We start from the raw sequence: 16,514 nt of genomic DNA on the forward strand, positions 1-16,514 counted from the left end.
AGAACAGAAGGGAGAGCAAGGCTTTGGAGGACAAAGGAACATTTTCATTCTCAACCTGCTGGAATATGAAGCGTCACACAACAGGAGACGGGCTGCTGCGGGAAATCCGCGGGCTCGGCTTCCGCAGGGTGGAGCTGAACTATAATGTGACTGAAGAGATGCTGGGGGCGATCGAACCGATGATTGAGCGGGGGGAGATCGGCGTATCCAGTGTCCACAATACTTTTCCTCATGTGGCAGATCCCGATTACGGTACGGATTCGGTGCTGCTCGGCTTTGAGGATAAAGACAAACGGGAGCGGGCCACCCAGCTTCTGGTCCGCTCTGCCGAGTATGCGCAGCGCTATGGCGGTGAGGCTGTAGTTGTCCATCCCGGGGAGGTTCCTTTCCCGAATGATATCGCGAAGGAGCTGGAGCAGCTCTACAGCGGTGAGGGGAAGGATTCGACCGCCTACCGCAGCAAGTGGGCAGAGCTGCTCGAGCGGCGGGAGGCCTATAGCGCCGGTTATGTGAAGACTATTACCGAGAGCCTGTATAAAGTTTGCGATAAGGCTGCTGCCAAGGGGCTGAGCGGCATCCGCTTCGGGATCGAGACACGCTCCCGGCCGCAGCAGATTCCGACGCTGGCCGAGGCCAAAAGAATCATCCGGGCGCTGAAGGGAGCGCCCGTCGGCATCTGGTATGATACTGGTCATGCGATTATGATGGACCGGCTGGGGCTGTACGACAGTGTGGGGGAGATGGGCGGGCTGATGAATGATATTGTCGGCGTCCATATTCACGAGACAATCGGGCTCTCGGATCACTGGTGTCCCTATGTGAACAGCGGAGACCTGCAATTCTATGATGCCTATCTGCCGATGATTGAGCGGGCTCAGGTCAAGGTGTATGAGCTGAAAGCGGCCTGCCAGCCAGAGGAGATTCATGAGAGTCACCGTCTGCTTACAACCAAACTGGCGGCGCGGGGTTCGCTCTGATGCTGAGCGCAGAGGGCGTGAAATTAAGCGAGGAAAACCGCAAGCTGGCTGCCGCCTATGCCCCGCAGCTGCTGTTTGACCGCAGCGAGCCTTTTTACCCCGTCCGCTTCGGTGTGACGGTACTCCGGGAAGACGGAGCTTCCCCTTCTTTCCGGCGCAGGCTTCATGTCAGGCGGCCGGAGGTAGTGGCAGTAATCGAATATGCGGTTTATTATGACTACGATATCCAGCATCTCTATGATCTGGAGCATGTATGGGTCTATATTGGCAGCAACGGGGAAGTCGCGGATGTCGAAGCCAGCTTTCACGGCAAATATCTGAGAGGGCTGCTGCGCGGGCGCACCAATCTGGGCGGTACCCGAGCCAGTCTCTATGTACAGCCCGGCAAGCATGCGCTCTCGCCCATGCCGGAGATTTTTGAGCTGCTGCCAGGCTATGCCGCCTGTACACAGGAGGCGGCAGGGGCGGACGGGCTGATCTACGGCGACTGCTTCCAAGGGCTGCTCGCTGCAGATGAAGCGACAGATCAGAAGGTGCGCCAATATCTGCAGACCTACCGGTTCACTCCTTCGGGGGTCTATGGGATCTGGGAGTATGCGCACCGGGAGGACTTATTCGTTTCGTGGAACGAGCTGTTTGCTGAAATACCGGTGCGTGTGCGTAAAGAGCTGGAGCGGCTGTAATGAAGCTGCCGGCGGTGCCGGGTGATAAATGCCTTACATGGAGGAATGACAATGTATAAGCAACTGGTGGACAGTAACGACAGAGCAGTGGAGGAAGGCCTGTCGCGGCAGGTGCTTGATCCGGAGAGCCGCTATTACGGCGGTACGATTGATCCGTTCACCGGCGTTGCCTGGGTCAATCATACGACCGGTACGCCAACCGAGATGTGTTACTGGGGAGCGGCGCTGGTGAATCCCGATTCGAAATACTACCATGATGAACAGCTGCTGGGAAGGCTTGAGCTGGCTGCTGGGTTCGTGCTGCGCGGCCAGCATGCGGACGGTACAATCTCCCCAGGCTGGACGAACTTCCACTCTCCGCCGGATACAGCTTTTGTAATCGTCGGTTATGCGCAGCTGTATCAGCTGCTGTCCCGGCAGGAATGGGCGCCGCTTGCGCCTGTGCTTGACAAGATGCGGCTGTTTCTGGAGCGCACCATACCGGCTATGCTTACAGGCGGCGGCCATACGCCGAATCACCGCTGGGTTATCAGTGCAGCCCTGGCTTATCTGCATGAGCTGTTCGGACTGCCGGAAGCCGTCCGGCGGGCGGAGCAGTGGCTGGCCGAAGGCATGGATATTACGCCGGACGGGGAGTGGACCGAGCGCAGTAACGGCATATACAGCGCAGTCAGCGATATTATGCTGATCCATGCCGCCCGCCTGCTGAACCGCCCGCAGCTGCTGGAACCCGTCCGCCTGAACCTGCGGATGATGGTCTATCTCGTCCATCCGTCGGGCGAGGTCGTAACTGACTATTCCGGGCGGCAGGATCTGGGGCATGTGCATGACCTGTCCCCGTATTATTTGCCGTATGCCATCCTGGCCCGGCTGGATAACGATCCTGTATTCGCCGGGATGGCCGAATGGGCCGGACGGGCGCTCAGTAATCCCGGCGTCTGCTCGGTGAACGCGCTGGTGCGGATGCTGCTGGAGCCGGAGCTGCAGCAGCCGCCAGCGGCGGAGGCTGTCCTCCCCGAGCAATACGATACCGTCCTGAACGGTGAGTTTCTGCGGCACGGCTATCTTGCGGGAATGGAGGCAGCAGGCCATCAGGGGCGGATTTCTCACAGCCGGCTGCATACCGATTTCGGGGCGCCGGTCGCCCGTTACCGGGATGGTGAAACCAGCGTGACGCTGATGACAGAGACTCCCTCCTTCTTCGCGCTGCGCCATGGTGAGGTGCGGCTGCTGGCTGTGCAGCTGGCTTCGTATTTCAATCCGGGATTTGTGCCAATGCAGGAGATGAGCAGGCTGCCTCAAGGCTACCGGCTGGCGGGAGAACAGAAGAAGGGATACTACGGACCCGTGGAAACGGAGCGGCTGCCTGAAACGGCTGGCGCGCCGGTCAGTCCATGGTATCTGCTTCCGCACCATATCCGTCCGCTTACCCATGAGCAGACATTCCGCGCAGAGGCAGAGGCAGTTCGTACCGGTACCGGCTGGACGATTCGCCTGCAGTGTGAGGAGCCGGGTGAAGTAATGACCCAGCTGTCCTTTGTTTTCGGCAAGGAGGGCAGCTTCACGTCAGGCGAACTGGAGGCTGTAGAGGAAGATTGTTATCTATGGAGCGGCGGAACTCTCCGTTATGAATGCGGGGAGGACTGGATTGAGCTGACCGGCGGCGAGGCAGCGCATCTGGCGGCTTCGGTACGTGAGGCAAAGCTGCAGAATAACTGCAGGACAGTGCTAGTGAATCTGATGACTCCGTTCAATAAGGAAATAACACTCACCCTGTCTCCATCTATGACCCAAGAGCAAAACCTGTAAATACAGTGAACTGCCTTGACTCCTGCGCCTCATATGTTAGAATGACAAGATTCAAAATTCTAATATAAAGAAGTGGATGGTTATGCCAGAGCCTGGAGTGAAGGTAAAGGTACAAGGGAAGCAGGGCAACCGGCTTCTTGATAAGTATTTTTCCGGTGACACTATGGATTACCGGCAGATGATTTCATTGTTTATTCCTATTTTGGTCGATCAGGCCTTTGTAGTCGGTCTGAATCTGGTGAACACAGCAATGATCAGCTCGTCCGGTGTAGCGGCAATCAGTGCGGTGAATATGATAGACTCGCTTAATATTTTTCTGATCAGTGTGTTCATTGCAGTGTCTACCGGGGGAACCGTTGTAGTTGCCCAGTACAAGGGGAGCGGCAATGACCTCATGGTTTCCAAGGCCACAGCGGGGGCGGTGTCGTCCGTCTCCCTGATGGCTTTATTTATTGGCCTGTTCGGCATTGTGTTCCACGGTCCGCTGCTGAATCTGCTGTTCGGTGCGGCGTCACCGGATGTCATGGCCAATGCCCGGACGTATCTGATCGGAAGCAGCCTGTCCTACCTGGGGATTGCGGTTGTGGAGGCGGTCTGCGGGGCGCTGCGGGGGATCGGCAGGGCGAGGGCTTCACTGGTGCTCTCTCTGATTATGAACCTGATCTACGTGCTGCTGAACTTTGTGTTTATTAACGGCTTGCACATGGGCGTGTTCGGTATGACCATTGCTGTCAACGCATCAAGGTACTTTGCAGCCGTCTGTGCGCTAATCTATCTGTTCCGGATGGACAGCACGCTGCATGTGAAATTCCGGGATCTGCTGGCGCTGAACTGGTCGATGCTCAAAAGGATCATGAATATCGGCCTGCCGTTTGCTGCGGAGCAGATGTTTTTCAATGGCGGCAAAATTCTGACCCAGATCTTCATCGTCAGCCTGGGCACCTATGCCATCGCGACCAACGCGATAACATCCACATTGGCCGGAGTTATGCAGATTCCCGCCAATGCGTTGTCCCTGACGCTGATCACGGTCGTGGGCCAATGCATGGGCAGCCGCAATGTCAGGGACGCCCGGAAATTTGTAAAGTCATTCCTTGTACTGTCCTCGGCTTCGTATGTGCTGATGGCCCTGCTGATTTTCCCGGCCTTTCATCCGCTGGTTTCGCTGTTCCATCCGCCGGCTGAAATTATCGACGATATCTTTCTGGTCTTCCTGATCAATTCCATTGCCCAGATCCCGCTATGGTCGGTCAGCTTCATTACCCCATCGGCGCTCCGGGCGGCGGGGGACTCCAAATTCACCTCGATGGTCTCCATGCTGTCGATGTGGCTGTTCCGCGTTGTGCTGGGCTACCTGCTGGGCATCCAGTTCGGCATGGGCATTGTCGGTGTCTGGCTGGCGATGAACTGTGAGTGGGGGGTCCGCGGCTTCATTTTCATGCGGCGTTTCCTCGGGGACAAGTGGCTGCAGCATAAGGTGATTTGATCCAGATTAGGGCAAGATGTTATATATATGATTTCTGTACAGCCCCATTTGGGGTAAACAGGGCAGGTAAGACGGCCGCTTTCAGCAGAAAGCGGTCTTTTTTTGTGTCTTTTGGCGGAGTAAGTCCTGTTTTATCCGAATATATGACAGTGATTTAACGGATATTCCCTTATTTTCTATGAGTTGAAACATGAAATTACCCCAATTTACAGCAAAAATCCTACAGCTTATATTAAGTTAAAAAATTGGGTTAACATCATTTTTACATTTTTAAATATGAATTATGGAGGGTTTAAATGAAGCGCAGAACAATGAACCGCTTGTTATCCGGTACAGTTGCAGGAGGACTTCTGATTTCCACTTTGCTGGCTCCTGCCGCTTTTGCGGCGCCGTCCGCCGGAGGAACTGTCACACCGGAACAGGCTGCAGCCATCCTTAAGGGTCTGACCCCGGCACAAAGACAGGCGCTGGAGCAGCTCAGTGTCAGTTCCGGACCGGTAATCTCGCCCGGAGTCAACACGGAGAGCACAGAGCTTGTTAACGTCATCGTCCAGTTTATCCCTGAACCGGCGGCAGTAGCCGGTCTGACAGGCTCTGGCAAGGCCAAAAAATTTGCATTGACCTCCGCAGAGGACCTGGTTGAGCAGTCCCATAAGGATTTTAAGGCTTTTATCAATAAACTGCAGTCAGCCCGCAGCGGGACTTCCTACAAGTCGTCGGGGATTACGGTTTATCAGGAGTACCGTGAAGCCTTTAACGGTGTGGCGGTGACCCTGCCGGGGACGGCTGTACAGGATTTGGCGGGTTCCGGACTGGTTAAAAAAATCTGGAATGATACAACAGTTCAATTGCCGGAAGATAAGGTTGTACCTACCGATCTTACAGGAGAGGACACCGCCGCTGATGAGACTGCGGGAGAAGAGACTGCCGCCAGCAAGCTGAAGATGGAAAGCTTTCCGGTTATCGGTGTGGACAGGCTGCATGACGAGAATATTACCGGTAAAGGCATTAAGGTAGGTGTTCTGGATACGGGAATTGATTATAATCATCCCGATTTGACCACCGTCTACCAGGGATACCGTAAAACTGCAGGTGAAGATCCGGCAGCTGTTGATCCGGCTGCCGTCAAGGGCTGGGACTTTATCGATAATGATGCCGATCCGATGGAGACAACCTACAATGACTGGGTTGCAGCCGGTGAGCCGGAATCCGAGTCAGAATATTTCACTGCCCACGGTACACATGTAGCCGGAACCATTGCCGGCCAGCAGGTCAATGCTGTCGATTATGCTGTCGAGGGCGTTGCACCGGATGTAGAGCTATATTCCTACCGTGTCCTTGGGCCGTATGGATCGGGTGCGAACAGCGGCATAATCGCCGCGATTGACAAGGCGGTACAGGATGGAATGGATGTCATCAACCTGTCTCTCGGCTCGAAATTTAACGATCCGCTTGACCCGGCTTCTATAGCTATCAACAATGCCATGTTTGCCGGTGTGGTCAGCGTGATCGCTGCCGGCAATGATGGTCCATCAGCCGGCACGCTTGGAACGCCGGGAGCCAGCGCCCTGGGAATTACCATTGGCGCCTCCAGTGTGCCGATCACGATTCCTTCCGTTACGGCTTCTGTATATGATGCGGGATTGCCAGCAACCGTGGATGTTGATTCTGCTACGGTTACGGATACTGTCTATCAGCCGCTGACCATGAAGCTGTTCGGTGAAGAGTTCAACTATGAACCTAGCAGCATCGTTGGTACAGAACTGGAAATCGTATATGCAGGTCTTGGTAAGGCTGCAGATTTCACCGGTCTTGATGTTGCAGGTAAGGTAGCCCTTATTGAACGCGGGGAGATCGGCCTGAATGTCAAAATCAAGAATGCTGCCAAAGCTGGTGCGGCAGCGGCTCTTATCTATAATAATACAACCGGATATATCGATAATTATCTGGGTGAGGCAGCCGGGTTTATTCCGACCTTCCAAATTCTCAAGCCGGATGGCGAGAGCCTTAAGCAGATGGATAAGCCGTTTATCAGCTTTACGGCTGCAGAGGATGTATTGTCGCCGGGCGATACGCTGGCTGACTTCAGCTCGCGCGGACCTGTATCGGGGACCGACGATATTAAGCCTGACCTGGTGGCTCCGGGTGTAGCGGTATTCTCCACCTATCCGGTATATATGAATGATCCGGTCAACCAGAGCAATTATGATATCGCCTATACGCGGATGTCCGGAACTTCCATGGCAACCCCGCATGTAGCCGGCATCGCCGCGCTTATCCTGCAGGCCAATCCGGAATATACGCCTTTTGATGTCAAGGCTGCCCTTATGAATACCAGTGTTGACTTGAATACGGACTATTCGGTGTTTGAAGTCGGCGCAGGGCGTGTGGATGCTTACCGTGCAGTTCATGCGGATACCTCGGTTAAAGTGCTGGATACAACCACCAGCGTTTCCGCCGACAATGAGTATGTTGAGATTGCCGATATTACCGGTTCCCTGAACTATGGAAGTGTGTATACCGAGGAAGGGCGGGCCACCTCCGCTAGTAAGACACTGGAGCTGGACAACCGGGGCGAAACAGGAAAGACCTACCGCCTGGAGCTGGAGCTGCCTTCGAACGCTCCGATCACACTCGGCATCGATGAGATAACCGTTCCCGCACAATCCGCTGCAACGTTTAATGCCGAGCTGCTGGTAAATGATTCAGTGCCGAACGGAACCTATGAAGGATACATTCATGTAATCAATGAAGCAGATGCTGCGGACGTTTACCAGCTGCCGCTGCTCATCCGGGTATCGGACAAAGGACTCGCTTACCTGGAGATGGATCCGCCGGCAATCTCCAATAACTATGTGATGCATACCTATTCCAACCGGGTTACTACCGCATTCTTCTCACTGAAGAGCCCGATGGAGACACTGGATGTCTACCTCAAGGATTACAAGACTGGAGAGGCACTGGGATTCCTGGGCACTCTGGACACTAAAGGCATTGCTGTAGGCAAGGACATTATACTGTTCAATCTGTTCAAGGGTTATGTCTATCCGTTTATGGAAGACGGCGGCATCTCTAAAGTCTCCCGTTTTGTTCCGGAGGGTGAATACGCACTGGAGGCATTCTCTATAGATGCTGACGGTGAAGCTTATCAGGTGGAATCCCCGATGACACTGGTAGATAATACATCACCGGAGCTTTCGCTAGAAACTACAAATGCTGCCGGAGATACGGCTTCACTGACTCCGCAGATCATTGAAGTGGCCGATGATTCGCTGTTCACGACAGAAACCTTTGAGGGCAAAGATATTTCAGCCATTTGGGTACACGGGAACATTACAGACGGCAGCATTAAGCAGCTGCAGGAGGCAGGCTATGCCTATGATCAAGGCGACAATACAGTAAGCTATTATGAATATGGAAGCCCGTTCATGTCCGGGTACTTTAAAGCTGATGAGAACGGGAATTTCCGTTACGGGATCACAAAGGAAGATTTTGCATCGGAGCCCTATGAGCTGCGGCTCTTTGGCTGGGACCCTGCAACGGTAGGGACAACCTGGCTGGGCAATAAATATGTCTATCTGACCCCGGAAACCACATATGCGCAAGCTGAGCTTAGCCGGGAATCGGTGCAGGCGGGCGATACCTTTACGGCAACGATTAATATGAACAATTTGAAGGCTTTTACCGGAGCCGAGTTCACCCTTGAAGATGTCACGGGGGTCTTCGAACTGGAGTCGATCGGGGCAACCAGCGAGCTTAAAGCGCTCGCGGCAAAGCAGGGAGCTACGGTAGAGGTTCAGCGGGATGCAATGAATGAATTCTACAGCACCGTAAAAGTAAATCTGCAAGGTGAGGGCCTTGCAGGGATCGACGGCGATGTGCCGCTGCTGACCCTTAAATACAAGGTAGCCGGAGATGCTTATTATAATAAGGTAGCCACCCTGCGGATGATTGACCTTTTCGTGACGGCAGCCGGAGCTGAGGAAGCTGTGTATACCCCGGCTTACACCATGAATTATATGGATTTCGTATCCCGCACCTCACGCCTTTATGGATACGTGGGTCCGGAAGCTTTTATGGTAAACGGCGAATTTCTGCAATTCGGCAAGGATTACAGCAAGATGAATTTTGAAGTGTATGCGGAAACGGAATCAGGTGAGAAATACACGGCAGTCATTGACAGGGATGCCCAGTATAACATTAAATCCATTCCTGTTACTGATGAGGTGATTAAGGTAACATTCAAAGCCCCAGGCCATACTTCCCTCAGCTATTCAACGGTCGATTACAAGATTGAGAATGGCAAGCTGATCGGTGCGCAGCAGCTGCTGTCTCTGAATGGTGCGTTGGCCGGGGATGTAAACGGCGATGAAGTCATCGACATTCTGGATTTGAAGCAGGCCGGATTGGCTTATAAGACCAGTGATTCCAAATCGGATATCAATCAGGACGGAATTGTTGATGATACAGATATCCAGTTCATTGTGAACAACTTCCTGAAGCTTGGCCAGAGTGCCCCAGTCGGAGCGGTTGCCAAGGACATCATCGGAGGCGTTGGCCTGGATGAGATGCTGGAACAGATCAAGAATGGCACGCTGACGGAAGGCGGAACTGACAACGGAGGCGGAACTGACAACGGAGGTGGAACTGACAACGGAGGCGGAACTGACAACGGAAGCACCACAGGCAGTACCAATACAGGAAATGGTAATACTGCTGTGGTCACTGAGCAGACTGTATCAGCCTCTGATCTGGCAGCTGCAGCTAATGGTGCAGCAACAATTGACGGTAAGGCGGGCGTTCCGGTGAAGCTGCCGGCCAATGCGGGTGAACTGCTCAAGGGCAGCAGCCTGGCGGTACGGACTGATGCCGGAACGGTAACGATTCCTGCTGAAGTGCTGTCGGCACTGTCGGCACAGGCGGATGACAATAACCAGGGGAATATCTATCTGAATATTGCAGTCAAGACGGTGACACCTGTATCCGCAGAAGCGGGTGTGACACTGATTTCAGGTGGAGCTTACGATTTCAATCTGTCCTATAAAAAAGCGGGCGGAGAAGAAATCCGGCTTACAGCCTTCCCTAAAGACGTGCAGCTGACGCTGACTTACAGCGGCAGTCTGAATGCAGAGCTGGCGGGCATCTACTATCTGAATGATAAGACCTCTGCTTGGGAATATACAGGCGGCAAGGTCAATGCAGCACAGCATACAATCACTACTAATGTAGGCCACTTCAGCACATACGGTGTACTGGCTTACGAGAAGAGCTTTACGGATCTTTCTGCTTCACACTGGGCTGCGGGAGCTATTAAGGCATTGTCCGCGAAGCATGTCGTTACCGGCCAGTCGGATACGCTGTTCGCTCCGGATACCAAAACGACACGTGCCGAATTCGTAGCGATGATCGTGCGGGCAGTGGGACTCAAGCTTGAGGCGTCTGCTGCAGGGCAATTCAGCGATGTTGCTGCTGATGCCTGGTACGCGGATGAGGTTGCTGCAGCACATGCAGCCGGACTGGTGAACGGACTTACGGAGACAACCTTTGCTCCGAACCGGAGCATTACCCGTGAAGAAATGGCTGTAATCGCTGTGAAGGCTTATGAATATGCGGCCGCCAAGCAGGCAGGTGTTCAGGCTGGCACTCCGTCCTATAAGGATCAATCGGCGATTTCCTCCTGGGCGGAAGAAGCAATCATCAAAGCGGCCAGCCTGGACATTATGTCCGGACATGCGAGCGGACTATTCGCTCCGAAAGCGGCAGCAAGCCGTGCAGAAACAGCGCAGACGATATATAACCTGTTGAATGCGGCAGAAAAATAAGGGTTAATATTCAAAAGTATTGATTTTATGCAAAAAGCCGGGAATTACCGCTGCAATGTGGTGACCTCCCGGCTATTTTTAATGCAAAGAATTCTCGGCCGGCCTTTTCCTTGTATAATAAAGAGAGCTTACTGCTGTACTTTAACGGAAAAGAGGACTTGGGAATGACTGAGGGGAAAATTATCAAGCACTACCGGGAGAAGCAGCATTTAACTCAAGGGGAGCTTGGCCAGGGCATTTGCTCAGTGACTCATTTAAGCAAAATCGAACGGGGGATCACCGAGTATTCCCCGGAAATTATTGATTTATTGTGCGACCGCCTGCAGATCGATATGGCTGCAGAGGTGGAACGCTTTGTTCAGACCCAGCGCAAATTAAACGACTGGCATAACGCCATGGTGATGCAGCGGACGCAGGAAGCGGAAGCCTTGAAAGCACAAATGGAGCGGGAGACGCTCAGGGATCTGCCTGATTATAAAATCCCCTACCCCCTGCTGTTAATACGTTACCATCTATACAATAATGATTTGAAGCCGGCCTTACAGCTGATCAGGGAGATTCAAAAGGCTGAACTTCCTTCCCCCTATGTGCGTAACTATTTTAGACATCTGCAGGGCATATATTATTTTTTGTCAGGACAATTTCTGGATTGTATCGGTGTTCTGACAGAGATCGACGAGTCGGAGTATACCGAGCAGGAGTATTATTATCACCTCGCGCTCGCTTACCACTCTATTCACTCCAGTATTATTGCCTATTATTATGCAGAAAAAGCACTGCAATATTTCCGCAAGACGCTTAATCTGATCCGGATCATTGATACGGAGACGCTTATGCTGATCCAGCTCAGTGTAAAAGAACCGCATTCCTTTGCAATAGCCAATCAGTCTTATGAGAATCTGATCAAAGCCTGTGAGCTGTGCGGCTCTGCCGACCGCAAGTACAAGCTGCTCCATAACCTAGCTTATGAGCATATGCGCCGGGGGTTATATGACGAAGCGGCAGAAGGGTTCTCGCAGGTGATGGAGCTGGTCGGCGGGCCGGAGCATCCGTTCTACCTGAGTGTACTCGACTGCTATATTACCTCCTGTGTGGGGGCAAAGCGCCTTCCGGTTTCCGGACTGCTGGCGTTAACCTATCAGGGTCTGACGCTGGCGCGGGAGCGCAAGGACAGCCGGGAGATTAACTTTAATCTGCTGATACTGTCACTGAAAGAGGACTGGCAGCCGTATTACCGTTATATAGAGGAGGAAGCCCTGCCGTATTTCCGCAGCAACGGAGACACCTACACCATTGAACGTTACGAGCGCAAGCTGCTGTCTTATTACCTCAAGAGCGGAGAGCGCGATAAGGCACTGGAGCTGTCGCTCTCAATGATCAGCGGGATGAGCAGCGGCCTGGAGGAATATTAATTCATCCGGTCGGCAAGGCGGCGCAGACAGCAAATAAAAAAAACAGAGGCCATGATCGCTCACGGCCTCTGCCTTCTGCCTTATTAACGTGCGCTTCCGTTCCACTGCTGATCACCTGACAGGTATTTGGCAGTCAGTACCGACAGCAGCTCGATACCGACTTCGTTCTGTCCGCCTTCAGGGATGATAATGTCGGCGTATTTCTTGGACGGTTCGATGAACGCCTCATGCATCGGCTTCACGGTCGTCAAATACTGGGTATGGATCGAACGGATGGTCCGGCCGCGTTCTTCAATGTCACGCAGTACCCGGCGCATAATCCGTACATCCGGGTCAGTATCAACAAATACTTTGATGTTCAGCTGCTCGCGCAGCTTCTCGTCGGACAGCACATGCAGCCCTTCAACAATAACGATGTTGTTCGGCATAAGCTCAACGGTCTTGTCCGTATAACGGGCATGAACCGTAAAGTCATACACCGGAGCATAAGCAATTTGTCCGGACTTCAGACAATGAAGATGCTCAATCAGCAGCTCCGTGTCAAAAGCCAGCGGATGATCATAATTAATCGCTCCGCGTTCCTCGAAGCTGAGAGAGGAATGGTCTTTATAGTAGTTATCCTGGGATATGAACGTTACTTTGTCTGTTCCAAGACGGTCAATAACGGAGCGGGCTACCGTTGTTTTGCCAGAACCGGTCCCGCCGGCGATACCAATAATAAGCATGGTGTTGTAATAAACCTCCCTAAGCAATTGCCTTTGCAATTCCAATATTGTAGCACAGCGTAGGACATATTTCATCTTGGAACCCGGGAATAAATCGTGAATTTTTGAAAAAAATCAGGTTTTCTGCTGGCAAATTCCATAATTTATGAACATTGCTTAGTGAGAGTATACACGATAGGAGTGATAGCACTTTATGTATGAACAGAAAACATTACTGGAGGCGTATAATGCTGCTTCCATCCAGCTGGCCGGACACGGGAAACGGGATGTGGAAGTGCTCAAACAGGCATTTGCCGGTATAGAGGGCAATATTGCCAGCGATATGTACGGCAGCGGAGCAGTCATTGAGGATTTTCAGGCGGAGATGGCAGGTGTACTTGGAAAAGAAGCGGCGGTGTTTTTTCCAAGCGGAACGATGGCCCAGCAGATCGCCCTCCGGATCTGGTCTGACCGTAAAGGGCTAAAGACGGTAGCTTATCACCCGCTGTGCCACCTGGAGATTCATGAGCAGGACGGGCTGAAGGAGCTGCATCACATTAAGCCGATTCTGCTGGCGGATAAGGACCGCCTGATTACCCTGGACGATGTCCGCAATATCGGAGAGGATATAGCCTGTCTGCTCCTGGAGCTGCCGCAGCGGGAAATCGGCGGCCAACTGCCGGAGTATGCCGAGCTTGAAGCCATTTCCGCCTACTGCCGGGAGCAGGGAATTATCCTGCATCTGGACGGGGCACGGCTGTTTGAGGTGCTGCCTTACTACGGCAAGACGGCTGCAGAGGTGTGCGCGCTGTTCGACAGCGTATATATTTCCTTATATAAAGGCATCGGCGGGATCGCCGGGGCAATCCTCGCGGGCAGTGCAGAATTCACTGAGGAGTCAAAGGTCTGGAAGCGGCGGCACGGCGGTGATCTGATCAGCCTGTATCCGTATATCCTTCCGGCACAGGTTTATTTCCGGCAGCGTGCCGGCAAAATGGGGCAGTATTACGAAGAAGCCAAAGAGCTTGCAGCGTTGTTCAACGGTTGCGATAGAACTGCTACTCTGCCTGAAATTCCGGTCTCGAACATGTTTCATGTCCATTTTGCTTTATCCAAGGCACAGGTAGAGCCGGCCTTGATCCGGATAATTGAACAGACCGGTGTAGGCCTCGCCGCACGGCTGAAGGAGACCGGCCCGGACTCCTGCTACTACGAGCTGAGCATCGGGGACCTGTACAGCGGCATCCCCAAAGCCAAGCTGAAAGAGGCGTTTGGGCTGCTGGACCGGCTGCTGCAGGAAGTGTAGAAAACGTAAGCGGCATCGTCCTGGAAGGGGGCGATGCCGTATTTATTATGAAGTACCGCTAACCAACCGGCAAGCAGCAGAAGTATAATGCTAGCAGCGCAGAATTTAGAGCGCTTACATTTTTGCAACTTCAAGTTGCAACAAGATGTACTAAACTTTCTTTATTTGGACATCTATAATCAGATTATGAAAGGAGCCAACCTTCATGAAGGAACGTACACAACGAATATTTGCCAGATTTCTGAGAGTAAATACGCCTTTGACTTTTGAGGACTTGAGCAAAGAATTCCATATAAGTGAACGTACTTTACGGAATGAACTAGCTCTGATCAATGATTACCTGGCCGAGAATCATTATCCGGCGGTGACAACCTCAAGAGGCCAGGGAATGAAGCTGGTTCTGCCGGATCAGGCAACACGGAAGCTGATGGCACAGGTCGGTGACCAGACGGACAAAGACTATTACCGCCCGGATGAACGCTTTCTCGCCCTGCTGCTGGAAATCGCCGACACGACAAGAACAACGCTGTTATGTGAAATGGAGCGAAAGCTGCAGGTATCCAAGAGTACGCTGGATGAAGATATGCGCAAGCTCCGCCAATATTTACAGCAGTACGGAATTTCGGTAGTGAGCTTAACGAAGCAGGGAATCGTACTGCAGGGCGATGAGCGGTCGATCCGGTCCACATTGTACGAAGTGATCAACAGCATGACAGATATAGATCAGGTGATGCGCTATGAAAACACGGATGCAGCAAGCAGGTTTGCACTGGACTATCTGGACCAGCAGGTGCTGCAGCAGCTCGGCCGCCGTTATGATGAGTTGTTGAAAAAGTCCAGCGCAGAGGCCAACCAGCTGTACCGCAACCAGATCATCCTGTTTGTAGCCGCATGGGTGAGGCGTATACAGGGCGGCAATACAATCAGCGATTCAACTAAAACGCGGGCGGAAATGAAGGAAGGCCCGGGCCGGAATTTCGTAGATGCGATCTGCGGGGACCTGTCCCTGTACCCTTCCCTCAATGAAATTAAATATATTACCTTCACCATAGAATCGTTTAAGCCCAAGGATATGAACAGCTCGTCCGATTGGGTTGCGGCACAGCTGCTGGCGATTCAGCTCATTGAACATGTGGAGAAGGTAACGGAGATTCCTTTTTCCCAGGAAGAAGAAGATTTATATGAAGGCTTGTATAAGCATATCAACGGCCTGTTAAGCAGAGCCAAAAATGAGCTGCAGGTGTTCAATCCATTGAAGGACACGATAAAAGAGACCTATACAGCCATGTACAATGCGGTAGCCTGCTTCAGCAGGCGAATCGAGGATTACACCAAGAAGACGCTGTCGGAAGACGAGATTGGTTTTCTGACTGTGTATTTCTCCACCTCAGCGAGCCGGATGAGCCAGGAAGAACAATATATGTATCAGGCAGTTGTAATCTGCAATCATGGAATTTCAACCGGGAAGCTACTGGCCGCCAATTTGAAAAAGCATTTCAACATCGAGATTGTAGCAGTCTTGAGTTCATATGAGCTTACTTTTATTGACAAACTGGATGTGGATCTGATTTTTACGACTATTCCAGTCGAATATCCAAGGAAGCCTATTCTCTTACTGAATCCAATCCTGATGGAAAGTGATAAAAAAGAATTGAAAGCGTTTTTAAATATCCATAAGGATAAAAGAAGAGCGATTTCCAACAAGCTGGATGCGACAAAACTGATGCAGGATGTCCTGTCGTTAATTACGGACAGCGGCGGTACCATTACACCGGAAGACTATCAGCAGGTTGAGGAGACCTTCAAACGGCATCATCTGAAAATTAATACAAGGGAGCTACAGCCGATGTTACAGGATGTTCTATATGATTCCAACATATTGCTTAATCAGGAAGGGAAAGACTGGAAGGAGGTGATCACCAAGGTTGCACTGCCTCTATTGAATGATGAAGTGATCGAAGAGCGGTATATCAAGGCCATGATCAAATCGGTTGAAGAATTCGGTCCGTATATCGTCGTAGGCAAACATTTGGCGTTAGCGCACGCGCGGCCGGAAGACGGAGTGAACAAATTGGGTATTAGCGTCATGACTTTAAAGGAACCGGTCCATTTCGGCCATCCTGACAATGATCCTGTCAAAATTGTATTTTGCTTAGCCGCAGTGAACTCGCATTCACATATAAAAATTATGAAGAGCCTCGTAGAACTGATTGATGATACAGATAAACTGAACAAGTTATTTACCGCCGAAGATGTGAAGACGTTCAATGAAGCGCTGCACGGTGAGATTCATTAAATCTATAAAGTAAAGGGAG

9 protein-coding genes are annotated in these 16,514 nt (G+C 52.1%); 8 read left to right on the top strand and 1 reads right to left on the bottom strand.

The features are described from left to right. Positions 1 to 65 precede the first annotated feature (65 nt). From M2108_RS09445 to M2108_RS09470, 6 genes are all read left to right on the top strand, one after another. Positions 66 to 977, top strand: a complete 912-nt coding sequence (locus tag M2108_RS09445; RefSeq protein ID WP_277468850.1) for a sugar phosphate isomerase/epimerase family protein — start codon at positions 66 to 68, stop codon at positions 975 to 977. Beyond that, positions 977 to 1,660 (top strand): hypothetical protein, encoded by a 684-nt coding sequence (locus M2108_RS09450; RefSeq protein WP_277468851.1) that lies wholly within the window; start codon positions 977 to 979, stop codon positions 1,658 to 1,660. Before M2108_RS09445 ends, M2108_RS09450 begins: the two co-directional genes overlap by 1 nt. Before the next feature lie 51 nt (positions 1,661 to 1,711). After that, a complete protein-coding gene (locus M2108_RS09455) occupies positions 1,712 to 3,469 on the top strand; it encodes a hypothetical protein (protein WP_277468852.1) in 1,758 nt (585 codons plus the stop codon). Positions 3,470 to 3,551: 82 nt separating this feature from the next. After that, a complete protein-coding gene (locus M2108_RS09460; protein ID WP_277468853.1) occupies positions 3,552 to 4,955 on the top strand; it encodes an MATE family efflux transporter in 1,404 nt (467 codons plus the stop codon). Positions 4,956 to 5,251: 296 nt separating this feature from the next. Further along, positions 5,252 to 10,777 carry a S8 family serine peptidase gene (locus tag M2108_RS09465; RefSeq protein ID WP_277468854.1) on the top strand — a complete coding sequence of 1,842 codons (5,526 nt, stop codon included), beginning with the start codon at positions 5,252 to 5,254 and terminating at the stop codon, positions 10,775 to 10,777. 164 nt (positions 10,778 to 10,941) lie between these two features. Then, complete coding sequence (locus tag M2108_RS09470) at positions 10,942 to 12,189, top strand: helix-turn-helix domain-containing protein (RefSeq protein WP_277468855.1); 1,248 nt, start codon at positions 10,942 to 10,944, stop codon at positions 12,187 to 12,189. Between the two features lie 83 nt (positions 12,190 to 12,272). Here the strand turns inward: M2108_RS09470 and udk are convergent, their stop codons facing one another. Beyond that, a complete protein-coding gene (gene udk, locus M2108_RS09475; protein WP_277468856.1) occupies positions 12,273 to 12,914 on the bottom strand; it encodes a uridine kinase in 642 nt (213 codons plus the stop codon). Between the two features lie 193 nt (positions 12,915 to 13,107). Between udk and M2108_RS09480 the strand changes: the two genes are divergently transcribed. Both M2108_RS09480 and M2108_RS09485 read left to right on the top strand, forming a co-directional pair. Further along, entirely contained in the window at positions 13,108 to 14,199 is a 1,092-nt protein-coding gene (locus tag M2108_RS09480; protein ID WP_277468857.1) for a threonine aldolase family protein, read from the top strand. A gap of 205 nt (positions 14,200 to 14,404) precedes the next feature. Further along, on the top strand, positions 14,405 to 16,495 hold the full coding sequence (locus tag M2108_RS09485; protein WP_277468858.1) for a BglG family transcription antiterminator: 2,091 nt from the start codon (positions 14,405 to 14,407) through the stop codon (positions 16,493 to 16,495). Positions 16,496 to 16,514 lie beyond the last annotated feature (19 nt).

Source organism: Paenibacillus sp. PastM-3, assembly GCF_029893965.1.
Lineage (GTDB): Bacteria > Bacillota > Bacilli > Paenibacillales > Paenibacillaceae > Paenibacillus_AQ.

Coding starts and splice junctions, on each gene's coding strand:
- M2108_RS09445 (WP_277468850.1), top strand. CDS start 66: ATGAAGCGTCACACAACAGGAGACGGGCTGCTGCGGGAAATCCGCGGG.
- M2108_RS09450 (WP_277468851.1), top strand. CDS start 977: ATGCTGAGCGCAGAGGGCGTGAAATTAAGCGAGGAAAACCGCAAGCTG.
- M2108_RS09455 (WP_277468852.1), top strand. CDS start 1,712: ATGTATAAGCAACTGGTGGACAGTAACGACAGAGCAGTGGAGGAAGGC.
- M2108_RS09460 (WP_277468853.1), top strand. CDS start 3,552: ATGCCAGAGCCTGGAGTGAAGGTAAAGGTACAAGGGAAGCAGGGCAAC.
- M2108_RS09465 (WP_277468854.1), top strand. CDS start 5,252: ATGAAGCGCAGAACAATGAACCGCTTGTTATCCGGTACAGTTGCAGGA.
- M2108_RS09470 (WP_277468855.1), top strand. CDS start 10,942: ATGACTGAGGGGAAAATTATCAAGCACTACCGGGAGAAGCAGCATTTA.
- udk (WP_277468856.1), bottom strand. CDS start 12,914: ATGCTTATTATTGGTATCGCCGGCGGGACCGGTTCTGGCAAAACAACG.
- M2108_RS09480 (WP_277468857.1), top strand. CDS start 13,108: ATGTATGAACAGAAAACATTACTGGAGGCGTATAATGCTGCTTCCATC.
- M2108_RS09485 (WP_277468858.1), top strand. CDS start 14,405: ATGAAGGAACGTACACAACGAATATTTGCCAGATTTCTGAGAGTAAAT.